10 protein-coding genes are annotated in these 18,386 nt (G+C 49.6%); 7 read left to right on the top strand and 3 right to left on the bottom strand.

Annotated elements, in window-relative coordinates; all coding sequences use genetic code 11:
* Positions 1 to 388: 388 nt before the first annotated feature.
* Both ACZMIG_RS00075 and ACZMIG_RS00080 read right to left on the bottom strand, forming a co-directional pair.
* A complete protein-coding gene (locus ACZMIG_RS00075) occupies positions 389 to 2,059 on the bottom strand; it encodes a transporter (protein WP_125105611.1) in 1,671 nt (556 codons plus the stop codon).
* Positions 2,060 to 2,282: 223 nt separating this feature from the next.
* Positions 2,283 to 4,373 carry an HD family phosphohydrolase gene (locus tag ACZMIG_RS00080; RefSeq protein ID WP_487888806.1) on the bottom strand — a complete coding sequence of 697 codons (2,091 nt, stop codon included), beginning with the start codon at positions 4,371 to 4,373 and terminating at the stop codon, positions 2,283 to 2,285.
* A gap of 106 nt (positions 4,374 to 4,479) precedes the next feature.
* Between ACZMIG_RS00080 and gltX the strand changes: the two genes are divergently transcribed.
* Positions 4,480 to 5,997, top strand: coding sequence for a glutamate--tRNA ligase (gene gltX, locus ACZMIG_RS00085; protein WP_021853582.1), 1,518 nt, complete (start codon positions 4,480 to 4,482; stop codon positions 5,995 to 5,997).
* Between the two features lie 22 nt (positions 5,998 to 6,019).
* Entirely contained in the window at positions 6,020 to 7,237 is a 1,218-nt protein-coding gene (locus ACZMIG_RS00090) for a 3-deoxy-D-manno-octulosonic acid transferase (RefSeq protein WP_302353031.1), read from the top strand.
* 192 nt (positions 7,238 to 7,429) lie between these two features.
* Here ACZMIG_RS00090 and ACZMIG_RS00095 read toward each other — a convergent pair whose 3' ends face one another.
* Positions 7,430 to 8,338 carry a helix-turn-helix domain-containing protein gene (locus tag ACZMIG_RS00095; RefSeq protein ID WP_053398688.1) on the bottom strand — a complete coding sequence of 303 codons (909 nt, stop codon included), beginning with the start codon at positions 8,336 to 8,338 and terminating at the stop codon, positions 7,430 to 7,432.
* Positions 8,339 to 8,545: 207 nt separating this feature from the next.
* Here ACZMIG_RS00095 and ACZMIG_RS00100 point away from each other — a divergent pair, with 207 nt between their 5' ends.
* The 5 genes from ACZMIG_RS00100 to ACZMIG_RS00120 all read left to right on the top strand — a co-directional run bounded on the left by ACZMIG_RS00100 (position 8,546) and on the right by ACZMIG_RS00120 (position 18,303).
* Positions 8,546 to 9,571: an efflux RND transporter periplasmic adaptor subunit gene (locus ACZMIG_RS00100; RefSeq protein ID WP_487888807.1), complete on the top strand. Its 1,026-nt coding sequence runs from the start codon at positions 8,546 to 8,548 to the stop codon at positions 9,569 to 9,571.
* A complete protein-coding gene (locus ACZMIG_RS00105) occupies positions 9,568 to 12,675 on the top strand; it encodes an efflux RND transporter permease subunit (protein WP_487888808.1) in 3,108 nt (1,035 codons plus the stop codon). The genes ACZMIG_RS00100 and ACZMIG_RS00105 overlap by 4 nt, the downstream gene beginning before the upstream one ends.
* A 24-nt stretch (positions 12,676 to 12,699) precedes the next feature.
* Positions 12,700 to 13,995 carry a TolC family protein gene (locus tag ACZMIG_RS00110; protein WP_486998131.1) on the top strand — a complete coding sequence of 432 codons (1,296 nt, stop codon included), beginning with the start codon at positions 12,700 to 12,702 and terminating at the stop codon, positions 13,993 to 13,995.
* 160 nt (positions 13,996 to 14,155) lie between these two features.
* On the top strand, positions 14,156 to 15,253 hold the full coding sequence (locus tag ACZMIG_RS00115) for a metallophosphoesterase (protein ID WP_487888809.1): 1,098 nt from the start codon (positions 14,156 to 14,158) through the stop codon (positions 15,251 to 15,253).
* 737 nt (positions 15,254 to 15,990) lie between these two features.
* On the top strand, positions 15,991 to 18,303 hold the full coding sequence (locus ACZMIG_RS00120; protein WP_487888810.1) for a TonB-dependent receptor: 2,313 nt from the start codon (positions 15,991 to 15,993) through the stop codon (positions 18,301 to 18,303).
* Positions 18,304 to 18,386 lie beyond the last annotated feature (83 nt).

Consider the following 18,386-nt stretch of genomic DNA (forward strand, 5'->3'; position numbering starts at 1 on the left):
TTGTGTTGTCTGTTTTGTGTATTCCGGCTCTCTGCCGTCTTTCCGTTTTCTGTTGCCACGTTTCCGTCCGCTTTTCTTGACATGGCGTACTATGCCTGCTAAATAACAGACGGAAATATGCTCTGAATAAAGCAAAACAACAGGCAGAATAATGATGCCGGTTTAGGTTTAGCCACGTCATTCTTAACCGGCTGCAGAGCCTGCTGTTGCCCCTGGAAAAATGGTTGATTATATATGTATTTCCAATATGTGGTCTTTTGCCTTCCAAAAGGCCACATATTGCAACGTAAAAGGCCACCTTTTAGACGATAAAAGGCGGCCTTTTGCAAAAGTAAGATTATGATGCCCGTAACGCACTGATAATCAGCTGCATTACATCGCGTAGGAATTAAAAGTCGATGTCAAGTCCGATACCGAACACACGGTTAGTGCGTGTGAACGTGTCGGCACCGTAAAGCATGCTCTTTCCTGTCGACGGGTCAGGCGTGGTCAGCAGTGCCGTGGTCTTGTCTACGGCCACCTGTGCAGCCTCCGGGCCCAGCAGCTCGTTGGCCACGTTGCCGATAACCTTTCCGGCCAGTCCGGAGATGTTGTAGTAGTCGTTGGTCTCGCGCTTGTAGTCCTTGTAGAATGTCTGGAAGTATGCCAGGTTGAGCTTCATCTTCTCTGTCAGCTTAATGCCCACGCCCAGGCCCACAGAGCAAGAACTTACGTTGAAGCTGATGTCCTCCATGTAGCTGTCTGTGAAGTCATACTCCGTAAACTGCGCTCCGGCGCTCACCTGCACTCTCTTGTTGATGTCATACTCTGCACCGAAGAGATACTCGTTGGTGTTGCCTCCGAGCTTGTCCTGGTGGTTGTCAAACTGCTTTGCGTCAGTGTCAAAGTAGTGGTGCCATCCGGCAGAGATGCGCAACTGCTGCAGCGGCGACCACTGTGCGCCCAGCGTCAGCAGAGCCGGCGAGTCTTCAGCCACCTCTATTCCGTCGGTATAGCGGTTGAGCTGCTCCAGGTTCTTGGCGCTCTCGCTGTTGGCAGAGCGGTTCTTCAGGCGCATGCGCGTCTTGAATTCATACTTTGCTGCAAAGTTAAAGTCGCCCGTCTTATAGTCAACACCGATTATCGGCGCGATGCCCCATCCGGTCTGGTCGCAGTTAAGCGTTACGTCCTCTGTGGCAGAGCCGAGCGCACCCAGCATCACGGCCTTCACCTTATAGTCCTTTGCCAGCTGTGCATATTTGGCAGCGTTGGCCATGTCGCCTGCCTGCTGATACATGTTGGCCATCTCTGTGTATGTGCCCACAGCCACGGCAGCCTGTGCCGAAAGGTTCTTGAACGTCTCGGGCGCGCTTACCATCTCGCCGTTTATGTTGGCCTTGATGTTCTTCACGTAGCCGTAATAGTTAGAGTTGCCGTATAGCACACGTGCTCCCAAATACACCGACCAGTTGTCGTTCAGCTTGCGTGCCGCTCCGAGCGTAAAGCCGTAATAGTATTGGCGTCCGCGCATGTATGTGTCCATGTCATACTGCGACACCGTGGGCAGTCCCAGCGAGCCCAGTCCGAGTTCGTTTGTCAGCACGTCGAGGTTCTGCGACAGCAGCGGCAGCAGGGCTATGTTGCCCTCAAACGACGACAGGCCGTCGTCGAACACACACTTGCCGCCTCCGCCCGTGATGGCGAAGTTAAACTGGAAACTCCAGTTGTTCTTGTTGTATGCCGCCTGTATCGACGGTATGATTGGGGCGTTGGCCTCGCCCTTGAAAGTCTTTGTGGTGTTGCCGAAGTTTTTGGCTCCATAGGCAAACGGAGCGAACGTTGAGGTTATCTCACGCGTCTGGTGAGCGTTCTGGATGTTGAGCGACAGATGGAATCCGTTGTTCATAAACGCCACTCCGGCAGGGTTGCTGTACACACCGGCAATGCCAATCACGGCATCCTGAGCCGGATTTCGTAGGAAAGCAATGTTCTGATTGGTGTTAGTAAGAATACCGCCTGCGCTGGCCGTTGCGGCTGCTGACAGTGCAAGAGCTGCGCAGATTAATTTTGTTTTATTCATCTTTAATAACCTTAAATAAATTGGCTGCAAAGGTATTATTCTTGTTCTTTATTTCCTAAAATGCGGTCTTTTGTTTAATTTTTATTAACAAGATAGCGGCATGTTAATGCACAAATATATAGATGTGTGCAAGTTTTTGTGTCATACACGTGCATAAATAAAAGGTCGCCTGCGCTGCATCTACAACAGCGTTGGCGACCTTTTTCAGCTGTGCCGTCGGCCCTTATTGCTTTGCGGGCTGCGTGTTTTCGGTCTTGTTGTTTTTCTTTGCCAGTTCCGGATAGCTTGTGCGCGTGTGGTATATCGACTTCAGTCGCTCCGTCAGCACCTGCTTTGCCACGGCTATGTCGTGGAAGGTTATCGGGCAGTAGACAAAGTATCCCTCGCTCACCTGCTGGTCTATGAGCCTGTTCACCAGGTTGGATATGCTCTCCTCGGTGTATTCAGGCAGCGATCTCGATGCCGCCTCCACCGTGTCGGCCATCATCAGTATGGCCTGTTCGCGCGTGAACGGGTCGGGGCCGGGATATGTGAAGAGCGAGTCGTCCACGGGTTCGTCGGGGTGTTCGTTCTTGTACGATATGTAGAAATACTTTGTCTTGCTGCTTCCGTGGTGAGTGTTTATAAAGTCCTTGATTATGCTCGGCAGGTTAAACTTCTCAGCCATTTTCAGTCCTTCGGTTACGTGGCTTATCACGATCTGTGCCGCCTCTATGCGCGGCATCTTGTCGAGCGGGTTGGTGCCCACCTGGTTTTCGGTGAAGAAGGCCGGGTTCTTCATCTTTCCTATGTCGTGATACATGGCTCCTGTTCTCACGAGCTGCGCCTTAGCTCCGATCTTGTTGGCTATCTCGGCGGCAAGGTTGCTCACCATGACAGAGTGCTGGAATGTGCCCGGAGCCACCTCGCTAAGCTGGCGCAGCAGGTCCTTGCTGGTGTTTGACAGCTCAATGAGCGTAACGTTTGAGATGAACCCGAACGCCTTCTCGATGATGAGCATCATCGGGTAGGCAAAGAGCAGCAGCACGCCGTTCACGATAAAGTATTTATACATGCTGTGGTCCATCGACGTGATGTTGTTGTCCTGCATCAGCTGCAGCGCGAAATACATGGCGCTGCTGCCTATCGTCACGAGCACGGCCGTCTTGAACAGCTGCGCCCTCTGCGACAGTTCGCGCAGCGAATAGATGGCCACGAGGCCCGCCACAAGCTGCACTATGATGAACTCATACTGATATTTCACGGCGGCGGCACATATCAGAATCATCGTTACGTGCGATATGAAGGCCGTTCGCGAGTCCATGAACACGCGTATGAATATCGGTGCTATGGTGAACGGCAGCACGTAGACGTTCAGTATGCTGTGGCTCATCATCACCGACACGAGTATCGGGAACAGCGTTATCATCGTGTAGAGCATGGTGATGCTGCGCGGCTTTTCAAAGTAGTCCTTGCGGAACAGGCCGAGATACGTGGTGAACAGCATTATGAGCGTGGCCACGAAGAGTATCTGTCCGGCTATTGTCGACGGTATGGCACTCACCGTTGCGCTGCGCCTCTGCGTCTCCTTCTCAAACGAGTTGAGCACCCTGTACGTGTGGTCGTCTACAATTTCGCCGCGGTCTATTATCTTCTGTCCGCTGAGCACCATTCCGCTTGCCAGCGGTATCGTGCTGAGCAGGTCGGCCTTCTCGGTCTCGCTGCGCTCCTCGTCATAGTTGAGGTTAGGCTGTATATATTCGTTCAGGTTGCATTTCTGCAGTATCTGCCTCTGTTCGGCCAGCTTCTGGTCGGTGAACAGTTGTTCATAGGCCGTCATCGTCGAGTAGATGCACATTATTTCGGCGTTGGTGGCCTTCTTGCCGCTCACAATCCTTATGGTGCTTGTTGTGTCCTTGCTTATCTCTGAGTATTCGGGCGTGTCCATGATTCCTGCCTGATACAGGCGGTGAAGCCTGTCGGCAATGGTCGTAACATAGTTGTAGGGCAGTCCGGGTATGCCCTCCTTGTATTTGCTCAGAAACTTGCCGATCTGCTCCTTCTCTACAGCCGTGTTATAGTTGTAGTAAGGCTCAAAGGCCTTTATTATGCTGTCTTGCTCTCCCTTAATGGCCTCGTCGGTCTTGTAGATAGGAAAGTCGAACTTGGCTATCAGCGAACTGTACATCCACGGCTTGCCTATGTCGTATCTGAACTGCGGTCCGCTGTTGCGCGGAAGGAAGCCCACGATGATGATCACAGCCGTAACCACCAGCGACACTCGTGTCAGGATGTTTCTGAAATAATGTTTGTCAGTTTTGTTGAATTTGCCCATTTCTATTCGTATTAAATGCTTTACACTGCGAAAATAATAAAAAAATACGCCACTTTGCTAAAAAAGTTGTAATTTTGCACAAAATTTATCTTATCTTCATTAATAAATGGCAGAAAGAAAAGTAAGGGTGCGCTTTGCACCAAGTCCTACCGGGGCGTTGCATATAGGCGGCGTACGTACCGCATTGTATAATTATCTTTTCGCCCGTCAGCATGGCGGCGATTTCGTTTTCAGAATAGAAGATACAGACTCAAACCGTTTTGTTCCGGGCGCAGAGGAGTATATCATAGAGTCGTTCAGATGGCTTGGCATCAAGTTTGACGAGGGTGTCAGCTTCGGCGGCGAACATGGTCCTTACCGTCAGAGCGAGCGTCGTGCGATATACAGAAAATATGTCGACCAGCTGCTCGATGCCGGCAAGGCATACATTGCCTTCGACACGCCCGAGGAGCTTGAGGCAAAACGCCAGGAGATAAAGAACTTCCAGTATGATGCCCATACGCGAATGATGATGCGCAACTCGCTCACATTGCCGGCCGAAGAGGTTGAAAGACTGATAGCCGACGGCAACCAGTATGTGGTGCGCTTCAAGATTGAGCCGGGCGAGGACGTTCACGTTAACGACATGATACGCGGCGACGTTGTTATAAAGAGCGATATTCTTGACGACAAGGTTCTTTATAAGAGCGCCGACGAACTTCCTACATATCACCTTGCAAACATTGTTGACGACCACCTGATGGAGATCAGCCACGTTATCCGTGGCGAGGAGTGGCTGCCGAGCGCACCGCTGCACGTGCTTCTTTACAGAGCCTTCGGCTGGGAAGACACTATGCCGCGCTTTGCGCATCTGCCTCTGCTGCTCAAACCGGACGGAAAGGGCAAGCTGAGCAAGCGCGACGGCGACCGCCTGGGCTTCCCCGTGTTCCCGTTGGAGTGGCACGATCCTAAGACAGGCGAGGTGTCTAACGGCTTCCGCGAGCAGGGATATTTCCCCGAGGCTGTCATCAACTTCCTTGCACTGCTGGGCTGGAATCCGGGCACGGAGCAGGAGATGTTCACTCTCGACGAGCTTGTTGAGCAGTTCGACATAACGAAGTGCAGCAAGGCCGGAGCGCGTTTCGACTATCAGAAGGGCATCTGGTTCAATCACGAATACATCCTGCGCAAGAGCAATGAGGAAATTTCTAAGCTGTTTGCGCCTATCGTTGCAGGCAACGGCATCGACGAGTCAATGGAGCGCATAACCAAGGTCGTTTCTATGATGAAAGACCGTGTAAGCTTCGTCAAGGAGCTTTGGCCGCTCTGCTCGTTCTTCTTCATTCCTCCTACAGAGTATGACGAGAAGACCGTACGTAAGCGCTGGAAGGAAAATTCGGCTCAGGTTATGGGCGAGCTTGCCGAGGTGCTTGAGGGCATTGACGACTTCTCGCTCGAGAATCAGGAGCACATCGTCATGGCTTGGGTTGAGAGCAAGGGCTACAAGCTGGGCGACGTGATGAATGCTTTCCGTCTTACTCTTGTGGGCGAAGGCAAGGGTCCGGGCATGTTCGACATTTCTGCTTTCCTCGGCAAGGAAGAGACGCTGCGCCGTCTGCGCCGTGCAATCGAGGTGCTTAAATAGACCTAACAAACAAGCATAAGCCGTGTACGAAATTGTTATCAGCCTTTACACGCTGGGCGTGGCCGTGATGAGCCTGTTCAACGATAAGGTAAAGAAGATGTGGCGGGGCGAGCGCGAGGCCTTCAGAGTGCTAAGGAACAGCGTTGACCCCGGCTCACGCTATGTGTGGTTCCATGCGGCGTCGCTCGGAGAGTTTGAGCAGGGCCGCCCCATCATGGAGCGCCTGCGCCGCGAGCATCCCGAGCTTAAGATTCTTCTTACGTTCTTCTCGCCCTCAGGATATGAGGTCAGAAAGAACTATGAGGGAGCCGACATAATATGCTACCTGCCGCTCGACACGTATTTCAATGCGCGCAGATTCCTTAATCTGGTGCATCCCGAAGTGGCTTTCTTCATCAAGTATGAGTTCTGGTGGAACTATCTGCACATACTGAAGCGCCGCAATGTGCCTGTCTACAGCGTGAGCAGCATATTCAGGCCCAATCAGGTGTTCTTCCGCTGGTATGGCCGCACCTACAGCAATGTGCTTAAGTGCTTCACACGTTTCTTCGTTCAGAACGAGGTCAGCAGACAGCTGTTAGCCAAGCTCGGCATCACTGAGGTTGAGATTACGGGCGACACACGTTTCGACCGTGTGCTGCAGATAAAGAGCCAGGCCAAGAGTCTGCCTATAGTTGAGGCTTTCAGACAAGACTATAAAGTGTTTGTGGCCGGAAGCAGCTGGCCTCCCGATGAGGACATCTTCATCAAATATTTCAACGGCCGCGACGACTGGAAGCTGATTATTGCCCCGCACGTTATCGGCGAGGACCATCTTCAGCAGATATTGTCTAAGCTGAAGGGCAAGGCCGTGAGGTATACCGAGGCCACTCCTGAGAGCGTTGCCGATGCAAAGATTCTCATTATCGACTGTTTCGGTCTGCTCTCCAGCATTTATGGCTACGGCCATGTTTCGTATGTTGGCGGCGGTTTCGGTGTCGGCATACACAATGTGCTCGAGGCGGCGGTATGGAACATACCGGTGATATTCGGTCCTAACAACGAGCGTTTCCAGGAAGCGCAAGACCTGCTTGCATCGGGCGGCGGCCGTCAGATTGACGGTTATCAGCAGTTTGAGAGCCTGATGAACAGCTATATAGCCGACGACAGCCTCCGCAAGGCAGACGGCGACAAGGCTGCGCAATATGTAAGCAGCAAGGCCGGAGCAACGGGAAAGATACTCTCGGCAGTTAAATTCTGATTTTTTTGTTGGCTAATGAATATAAGGACACAGCGCGCCTGCCGTTCACACGGCGACGCGCTGTTGTCTTTTTGTGTTTTTCTTTGTATGTGATGTAAGGTCTTTTATATTTTCAGCCGCTGTCTTTCTGCTGCTTTGACCTGCACATTCTCCCGAGATATATGATGAAGTCAGGCGTGCAGAATCCGTTTTTCATCTTATAGGCCTTCTGTCAAACGAGTACATGTTTCTTCTGTATTCGCTTGGCGACATGCCAGTCTGCGACTTTACAAACTTTCCGAAGAATGATATGTTAGGAAAGTTCATCGTGTCCGAAATTTCCTTTATTGTCATGTTTGAGTATCTCAGCCTCTTTATTATCGCGTCAATGGTAAACTGATGAATCCAGCTCAGCGCAGTTCTTCCGCTGACCTTTTTCGACAGCGACGAAAGATATTTGGGCGTTATGCACAGTTTTTCGGCATACGCACTCACCGATCGCTCCATGCCTCCGTTTTCGGCCAGCAGCTCCATGAAGCGCCTGAACAGCAGGTCGCCCTGCCTTATCACCCCGTTGTATATAGTATTGTCTGTGCATGATGCTATAAGTTCGGCCAGTTCATAGAACGCAAACTGAAAGAGCGAGCGCATTATTTCCCTGTGAAACAGCCCGTCCATGCTTTCCAGCTTAAACTGCAACAGACTGTAGAATCTGTTCATCAGTATTTGTTTTTCGCTGTTGAGGCTTATCACTGGGTGATGAGATGCGTATAATACGATGTTCCAAAAGTTTTTGCTGAGGTCAAGACTTCTGAAAAGAGCCTTGCTCGAGAGTCCGAGAATCTTCAGGTCGATGTCGTCTGATGTATTTATGTCGGTTACGAGCGAGTTAGGCAGACATATCATTATATTGCCTTTTTCAAGTCTGTGGTAAGAGTCGTTGATGCAGCACTCAACTCTTCCTCTGGCACAATATATAACTATCAGCAACTCAAGCTTACAGGGGTTGTCCGTGGGGATGTTCTTTAGGCTTTCCATTACCACGATGTCTCCGTCGTAATAGTCGGTCTGGGCTTCGTTGATTATTGATTCGATGTCTACTTTAAGTTCGTTATCTGTCATAAGTTGCGTCAAAATTTGTTCTTCGGGTGCAAAGATAGGTATTAACTGAAACAGTGCAACTATCTAAAAGTAGATAATAGTGTTCCTAAATTCTTTGCAGTGTTCATATTCTCCACTTTTGGATTTTTTGTTTAGGAAATAAGAACACAAGAGTAAAAGCCTTTATCCGTAATTTTGCAAAAAAATTTTTGAACAAATACAAAGGAAATGAACAAAGCAAGTTATTTAGCAATCCTTGCGCTGTCGGTGGTGCTTCTTGCATCATGCTCCGGCAAGGAAAAGGCGAGAGAGGTGATGCCGGTTAAGGTGAAGACAGAGAAGGCAGAGCCGGTACCCGTAAGTGGAAGTCAGGAATTTTCGGGCACGGTAGAGGCCTCAGACGATGCCGCTCTAAGTTTTGCTTCGGGCGGAACCGTAACAAAGGTATATGTGTCTGTGGGCGATATGGTAAAGAAAGGTGCCCTCATAGCCGAGGTTGATCCTGTCAGCGTGCGCAATGCCTACAATGCAGCCAAGGCCGTGAGAGAGCAGGCTGAGGATGCCTTCAGGCGCATGAAGCAGCTGCACGACGAAGGAAGCCTCACCGAGATGCAGTGGATAGAAGTGCAGAGCAAGCTGCGCCAGGCTGTGTCAACCGAGAACATTGCCCGCAAGAGTCTGACTGACTGCCGTCTTTATGCCCCATACAGCGGATACGTGGCCGAGAAACTTGTCGAGGCAGGACAGAACGCCGCCCCCGGCATGCCCGTGATAAAGCTGGTAAGTATTAATAAGGTGAAGATAAAGATTGCCGTGCCCGAAGACGAGATGTCTGGCATAAAGGTTGGTCAGAGCGCCCTCGTGCGCGTGCCGGCACTGGAGAACATGAGCTGCAGCGGCCGCGTGGCCGAGAAGGGTGTGGCTGCCGACCCGCTGTCGCGCTCTTACGAGGTGAAGATAGAAGTGTCTAACTCTGGCCACAAGCTGCTGCCGGGCATGGTGTGCGAAGCCTATGTGGGCGACAATCTTTCAGCCACGGCCGTGGCCCTGCCTGCCAATGTGATACTGATAGACACCGACAACCGCACATTTGTGTGGACTGCCGTAGGCGGAAAGGCTCACAAGACTTATGTGGAGGTGGGCGAGAGCGTAGGCAGCCGCGTGGTGATTAACAGCGGAATAAGCGCCGGCGACAAGGTCATTGTCGGCGGACAGCAGAAGGTCAGCGAGGGAACTAAAATAGCAGAACTATGACAAAGAAGAAAAGAAACATCGTAGAGTGGGCCATGCACTATCGCCAGATAGTGATAATGGTGGCATGCTGTCTCGTGGCCTTCGGCGTCTACGGTCTGGCTGACATGAACAAGAACGAGTTTCCCGACTTCACGGTGCGCCAGGGTGTGGTTGTAGCCGTCTATCCGGGCGTGTCGGCACAGGACGTTGAGGAACAGCTCACAAAGCCGCTCGAAAACTACATATTCTCATATAAGGAGGTAAAGAAAGAGAAGACCAAGTCGTACAGCCGCAACGGCATGGCCATAATACAGATAGAGCTTAACGACGATGTGTCGGGCACCGACAAGGACAACTTCTGGAGCAAGTTCAAGCACGGCATCAACACGTTCAAGGCTCAGCTGCCTTCAGGTGTGCTTGCGCTCATGGTTCAGGACGACTTCGGCGACACGTCGGCCCTGCTCATAACCATGGAGAGCAAGGACAAGACCTACCGCGAGCTCAACGACTATATGGACGACCTGAAAGACAGGCTGCGCCGCATTGAGAGCATCGGCCGCATGAACGTATTGGGAATGCAGAAGGAGCAGATATCAATATATCTCGACAGCGACAAGATGTCCCACTACGGCATAGGCACCAACACCATTGCCGCCAGCCTCTTTGCCAAGGGCTTCGTTACCACTGCCGGCACGCAGAAGGGCAACGGCTACGACAGTCCGATACAGGTGGAGCGCTCGCTCAACGTGGTGGGCGATGTTGAGCAGCTCGTTGTCTACTCCGATCCGTCAGGCAACGTGGTACGTCTGAAGGACGTTGCCAAGATAAGGCGCGAGTATCCCCAGCCGTCGTCGTATGTAACCAACAACGGACAGAAGTGTCTTGTGCTGAGTGTGGAGATGAAGAAGGGCCGCAGCATAACGGCCATGGGAGCTGACATCGAAAAGGTGATGGACGAGTTTAAGTCGACATTGCCGTCAGACGTAACCATCTTCACCATAACGGACCAGACCAAAGTGGTAAACGACAGCGTCGTAAACTTCCTTCGTGAGCTTCTCATTGCCATAGCAGCCGTCGTAATAGTGATAATGCTGTTCTTGCCGATGCGCGTCGCTCTTGTGGCGGCGTCCACCATCCCTATCTCTATTTTCATCTCATTAGGTTTGTTCTATGCGTTCGGCATAGAGCTCAACACGGTTACGCTGGCTGCTCTTATTGTTACGCTTGGCATGATTGTCGACAACTCCATTGTGATAATCGACAGCTACATGGAGATGCTTGCCGAGGGCAAATCGCGCTGGACGGCATCTATCAGCAGTGCCACCCATTTCTTCAAGTCGATATTTTCGGCCACGCTTGCCATAAGCATCACGTTCTTCCCGTTTCTGCTTACTACGAAGGGAATGTATCACGACTTCCTGCTTTATTTCCCGTGGTCCATCACCATCGTGCTGCTCATATCGCTTCTGGTGGCAGAGCTTATAGTGCCGTTCCTGCAGTTCTACTTCATACGCAAGCCTGTTGGCACAGGGGGTAAGAAGAAGTTCTCGTTCCTCGACCTCGTTCAGCGCTATTACGACTGGCTCATAGGCCGCTGCTTTGCCCATCCTTACATCACCGTTTCTGTCGGCGTGGCAAGCATAGTGATTGGTTCAGTCATGGTGTCACAGCTGCCGCAGAAGATGATGCCTACGGCCGAGCGCAACCAGTTTGCCGTTGAGATTTACCTTCCCGACGGCACGTCGCTCAAGCGCACCGCTGCCGTTGCCGACAGTCTGGAGCATATTCTGCGCAAAGACAGCCGCGTGGTGTCGGTGGCATCGTTCAAGGGCACTTCGTCGCCGCGTTTTCATGCAGCCTATGCGCCGCAGTTTGGCGGATCTAACTATACACAGTTTATCGTCAATACGAAGAGTAACCACGATACTGAGACCCTGCTGAAAGACTACCGCATGAAGTATGCCACACACTTCCCCAACGCTTATGTGAGGTTTAAGCAGCTGTCTTATTCGCAGGATGCCAACCCTGTTGAGTTAAGGCTTACGGGCGACGACTGGCAGCAGCTTAAGTCGGTTGCTGACTCCGTAACGCGCCTGTGGCGTAACAATCCTTACCTTATGCTTGTGCGCAACGACGTCAATGAGCCTCTGCTGACCACCGACGTAGTGCTCGACGAGACCAAGGCCGGCCGCATGGGCGTAACCAACGCCATGGTTGAGGCCACGCTCGCCACGCGCTATAACAGCAGCGGCATAAGTCTCGGCACGATATGGGACGGCGACTATAACTACGGAGTATGCCTTAAAGGCACTAATGCCGACTCGTCTGCTATGAAGGACGTTGCCGACGAGCTTATACCCGTCAGCGGCGGACTCTCCGTGGTGCCCTTGCGTCAGATAGCCGATATTAAGCCTGTATGGGCTGACGGACAGATAGCCCACCGCAACGGCCTGCGCACCATCACCGTGATGGCAGATGTTGTCAACGATAAGAATGTAATGGAGCTGACCGCCGAACTGCAGAAAAACTTCGACACGTCGCGCCTTCCTTCTGGCGTTACGGCCGAGTGGGGCGGCGAGTATGCCGAGTCGCAGGAGTCGCTGCCGCAGATTTTGTCGGCTCTTGCCGTGGCTGTGGTCATCATCTTCTTCATTCTTGTATGGCACTTCCACCGCATCAACACCGCCGTCCTGCTGCTCGTGTCGCTTGCCATGACAATATTTGGTACGAGCTTGGGTGTTGTTATTTCAGGCGTAACGTTCAGTCTTACGTGCTTCCTCGGCATAATCAGCCTGATGGGTATATTGGTGCGCAACGCCATAATAATGTATGACTATGCCGAAGAGCTGCGCGAAAAGGAGAAACTGACTGCCCACGAGGCCATCTTCCTTTCGGCCAAGCGTCGCATGCGTCCCATCTTCCTTACCTCGGCGGCTGCCTCAATGGGTGTCATCCCGATGATTCTCGGCGGCAGCGGTCTGTGGATGCCCATGGGTTCTGTTATATGTTACGGCACGCTGGTTACGATGTTGCTCATACTCACCGTGCTGCCCGTGGCCTACTGGCTGATGATGAGCGGATCGACAAAACGTCGTGAGGCAGGACTGAAACTTGAAAATGAATGATAAAAGTAAAAATAAGAAAGCGTTATGAACAATAATATAAAACTAATCGGGCGCGCCCTCTGCGGTCTGCTTGCCGTTCTTAGTCCGGCAGCTGTGCAGGCTCAGACGGGCCTCACGCCCGAGATGTGCCGCAGCATGGCCGTGAGCCATAATGCCAAGATGGTCAACGCCAAGAATGCAGTGGCTGAGGCAGAGCAGACAAAGAAAGAGGCCTTCACCAACTATTTTCCCATTGTCAGTGCCACCGGCATGGGCTTCAATGCCGACAAGGGCATGGCCAAGATGCAGCTTCAGCCCGACATGGCCATGGAGATGTGCAAAAACGGACTCATGGGAGGCGTTACTGCCGTTCAGCCCCTGTTTGCCGGCGGACAGATTGTCAACGGCAACAAGCTTGCCGGATTGGGCGTTGACGTGAGCAAGCTGCAGCTCGAAAAGTCGGAAAACGACGTGGAACTTACAGCCGAACAGTATTTCTGGCAGCTCGTGGCTCTTAACGAAAAACTCAACACGCTGCACGTGGCCGACACCATGCTCACGCGCATTTATCGTGATGTGAGCAACTCGGTCAACGCCGGCGTGGCGCTGAAGAACGACATGCTGCAGGTGCAGCTCGAGAAGAACGACAACATGAGCAACCGCGTAAGCCTTGAGGGCAACATCGCTGTGGCAAGAATGCTGCTCGCACAATATCTCGGACTCGAGGACAGCAGCTTTGTGCTCGTGTCAGACATCAGGGTGGGCGAGATGCCCGAGTCGCCCGCCTCGCTGAAGAGCGACCACCGGTCGGCATTGCAGCTTACACCCGAATACCGCCTGCTCGAAAAGAACGTTGAGGCCACGCGGCTGAAGCAGAAACTCGACGTGGGCAAGAACATGCCTACGGTGAGCGTAGGCGCCGGATATATGTATCACGACCTGCTCGACTGCAGCCGCTCGTTCGGCGTAGTGTTTGCCACGGTCAACGTGCCGCTGTCGGCATGGTGGGGCGGAAGCCACGCCATAAAGCGCCGCAAGATGGAGGTTGCCGACGCGCAGACCGAGCTTACGGACAAGTCGCAGCTGCTCGTCATCGGCATGCAGAAGGCATGGAACGACCTCAACACGGCCTACACCCAGCTGGGCATAGCCTGCAAGTCGATAGAGCAGGCTGCCGAAAACCTGAGGCTCAACAACAGCTACTATCGCGCCGGAACCGCCACCATGACCGACCTGCTGAAGGCTCAGACGCAATACACGCAGAGCCGCGACCGCTTCGTTGAAACTTATTGCAATTATAAGATACTGACTCTTCAATATCTTCAGTTAACAGGTAGATAGTATTGTTTTGAGTTGCGCCCGGAGAGAAATCTTCGGGCGTGTTTTTTTGTCTGTCTGTTGTGCATGTTTTACCGAAAATATTACCATTATCCCGTTTTTCGTGTTGCTGCCGTGCCGTAAGTACGGCGAAAGATGTAACTTTGCAGCCATACTTAAAACAATGAAAACAATGTGGTTTGTTCTTTTCTTCGTGCTGCCGTTCGTCGGCCTTGCCTATGTTCTGTGGCATGTGTGGTGCCTCCTGCCGCTGTCGGCGGGCTGGCGCTGGGCCGTGGTGGGCGTTGGTCTGGCGGCATTTCTCACCCTGTTTCTTAACTTTTCGCGTGCCATCGACGGCCTTCCCCTCAATCTGGCTTCGGCATGTTACGAGGTGGGCAACTCCTCCATATTCATCCTTCTTTATCTCGTCATCGCCTTTCTGCTGCTCGACCTCGGGCGGCTTTTGCACATAGTGCCGCGCTCATGGCTCTATTCCAACTGCATAGTGTCCACGGTGCTGTTTGCCGTCGTAGCGCTTGTGTTCATTGCCGGCAACATTCACTATAACAACAAGGTGCGCCATACCATACAACTCACCACCGACAAGCATCTCGGACGCCCCGTTAAGGTGGTCATGATGAGCGACCTTCATCTCGGTTATCACAACCGCCGCAAGGAGCTGGCGCGCAGGGTGGACATGATTAACGCCGAGCATGCCGACCTTATCCTTATTGCCGGCGACATGATAGACATCAGCATGCGTCCGCTCATCGAGGAGAACATGGCGTCAGAGCTGCGCCGTCTCAACGCTCCTGTGTATGCCTGTCTTGGCAATCATGAGTATTACAGCGGCGAGCCGCAGGCGCAGAAGTTCTTTGCCGACGCCGGCATAACGCTGCTGCGCGACAGCATGGCCAACGTAGGGCAGCTGTGCATCATTGGCCGCGACGACCGCACCAACCCGCGCCGCCGCAGCGTGGCGGAGCTTATGCGCCGTGCCGACAAGAGCAGATACACCATTCTGCTCGACCATCAGCCCTATCATCTCGACCGCTCCGAGCGTGCCGGCGTTGACTTTCAGCTTAGCGGCCACACCCATCGCGGGCAGCTATGGCCCATATCGTGGATAACCGACCGCATCTACGAGTGCTCTTACGGTCCGTGGCAGCGCGGCAACACGCAATATTATGTAAGTTCGGGCCTTGGCATCTGGGGCGGCAAGTTCCGCATAGGCACCTGTTCAGAGTATGTTGTGGCTACGATAACGGAGCGCAAATAGCCGTCGTCAGAAAAAGTTTCTGAAAATCGTAACATTTTATATGATTTTTCCTTTCAGATTAAACATTTGGACTTTAAAATAGACATATTCATTAAGGAATATTACCGATTTACTTTCGAACTGTTAGTGGCCGAGTTACGCATCGTAACTCGGCCACTTTTGCATAAAAAGTGGCCTACTTTTCAAGCCTAACTCATAGCCTTTTTTCGTGGATTCTGATGGAATAGGAGAGACGGACCATGATATTAAGAGTAAAGGAACGGGGTTAGATACTTTATAAGGTGAATGGCAACAAGGCAAATGACTTGTTGTTTTTTTAAAAGGGTATATATTATTGGAAGTTATCGGATCACAGATTAGCTTCGCTGACTTTCAGTTCTAATATTTAATTCCGGCAGATTTTTCGCTGCGTTCAACAACTCGTGCAAATTAGCCGGCACATTAGTCTTGTTGGTATTTATGGAAGTAATAAGGCAACAAAGCTAATGTTCTGTCAGATTTGTAATCTGACAGCGATGAATATAAGAACTGAAAGTCAGCGAAGCTAATTTGCGATCCGCAACTCCTATCTTTTTATTGACTAATAGGAAACTTAACGGAAAAATTCATTCGCTTAAACCGCGAAACAAGTGATTATCAGCCGGTTGTCGGGATAATGTCAGTAAAATGTCAGTTGTTTTATAGCTGAATTTTTTTGTCAAACTTTATTTTTGCAAAATTAAAAACAGCTATTAGTTATGAGAAAATTGAAATTTATTTTTCTGCTGCTTTGCGGTTTAATGTGTACAATATCTACATTGGCCCAACATACCATAAAGGGTATTGTGAAAGATTCTAAGGAACAATTTATAATTGGAGCTTCAGTAGTAGTAAAATCCAAAACAGATTCTCTTTATTATAAAGGATGCACCACTGACGGAGAAGGACAATTTGCTATAGAAGGACTTGCGTCAGGAGACTATATTCTTGAAATTTCATTTTTGGGATATTTAAATCATCATCAGAATCTGAAATTGAACAAGACTATGGATTTGGGAATAATTCATCTGCAAGAAAAGTCTTTAAACATTGACGAAGTTGTTGTAACAGCCAGCATGGTAAAAAGGTTCGCCGATAGGAAAGAATATAAATTGACTAATGCTGAAAAAAAGCAATACAGCAGTGCTTTGTCTGCTTTGGAATTTCTGCCTAAGATTCAGGTCCTTGATCAAAGTGTTTCGTCTGTAGACGGTAAGGCTGTAAAGATTCTGATTAACGGTGTCCCGTCAACTCCGGCAGACCTGTCTGTCATATCTCCAGAAAATATTTTAAAAATCGACTATTACACACAGCCTCCAATACAATACTCTAATATGGGATTAGGTTCGGTAATAAATGTAGTAACCAAAGAAAAACAAACAGGAGGCTCTGTTGGTATAAACACTCAGAATGCTGTTACAACAGGTTTCGGCAACAATGTTGTTAATTTTAAGTATAATTGGGGCAATTCACAGATTGGCGTGACTTACAATATCAATTACAGAAACTACAACAAGAGAATCTTGGATGAGAATATGACATATTCGGTTGGAGGGATAAATTATGAAAAAGTAAAAAGCGGTCATAATAGTCCGTATGCCTATGAACAGCAGATGGCTGAAATCAGTTTCAACAATTCAAAAACAGACAACTATCTGTTCAGTGCAAAACTGTCTTTCAATTCATTAAACCGTAGACGTTCGTCAAAACAAGACATAATATCGAGAGTCAATGGAATGGAGTCTGACAAAATAGGTGAAAGCTCAGACAAGGATAAGTATATCAGTCCGGTTTTGGATATGTATTTCAGCAAGCAATTCGGCTCAAGGCATGAATTTATAATGAATATTGTCGGCACATACTATAAATCTGACTATGATTATGAGTACAAGGAAATGATGGATGAAAAAAAGGATTTTGAAACAGCAACAGTGATAAACACTGACAAATATTCTGTTATCGGAGAGGTATTGTATAACTATAAAATGAAAAAGGCTAATTTATATGTTGGAACAAGGTATATGTATAACAACAGCACTCAGAACAATTTGCCTTCGAATAATAAAATAACAACCAAAGAACTCTATTCTTATTTGGGAATAACCGGGATGCTGGGCGAGAAATTCAATTACAGCATAAGTGCTGGCGTGAACAACAATATTTTTACAACAATTGAAAACGAGACGTACAACTTCACTTATTTTCATCCTCAGTTAAGACTGGGATATTTTATTGATCGGAGTTCGGAGCTGATGTTCAATTATGAAGTTAATACAGAAAATCCGTCAGTATCTTCATTGACTTATAATCCGTATTATAAGGATCCGAATTATATATTCACAGGAAATCCAAATTTGTCACCAAACTGCAATCATGAGTTCTCGTTGTCCTATTTCAAAGGTTTCAAGAAGTTTGTTATTAATGCAATGGTGGAATATTCATATTCCAAAGATGCCATTGCACCTGTGTTCCAATCTGATGACACAAACATAATTGAGACATACAGCAATCTGGACAACGCACAGAACATGAAAGCCAGCTTATTTCTACAGTGGTATCCATTCTCAGATAATATTCTTAGGTTGAGACTATACTCAGAAGTGTTCCATCAGAAAAATAAACTTGGAGACTCGAAATGGAATCATACAGGCTATTCAATAATTCCTTCAATATATCTTGCATATAATAAATGGGGACTTCAGGTGTTTTATCAGACTCAGAAAAAATCTCTTATAGGACAGACCACGAAAAATATACCAAGTATGGCATCGGTAGAATTGTCTTATAAACCGATTAAAAATTTGACAGTCACGGGTGGCATAAGATATCCTTTCTATGATTCATGGAAACAGGTTACGTCTGTATCAGGAACATCACTTCTGCAACGTACAGAGAGTGAAAGAATCGTAAACAATGCCAATATGGTATATGTAAATCTTGTTTACAATATCTCATTTGGCAAGTCTAAATCCGGAGCAAAATTGAAAATACAGAATAAGGATAAGGATTCTGGTATTCTGAATAGGGAGTGATTATTTTATGAACTGACGAAAAGTGAACTTTGTGATGTTTGTTATTTCAAAACATCAGCGGATCACAGATCCTGATATTTAAT

It is taken from the genome of Xylanibacter sp., from assembly GCF_057607445.1.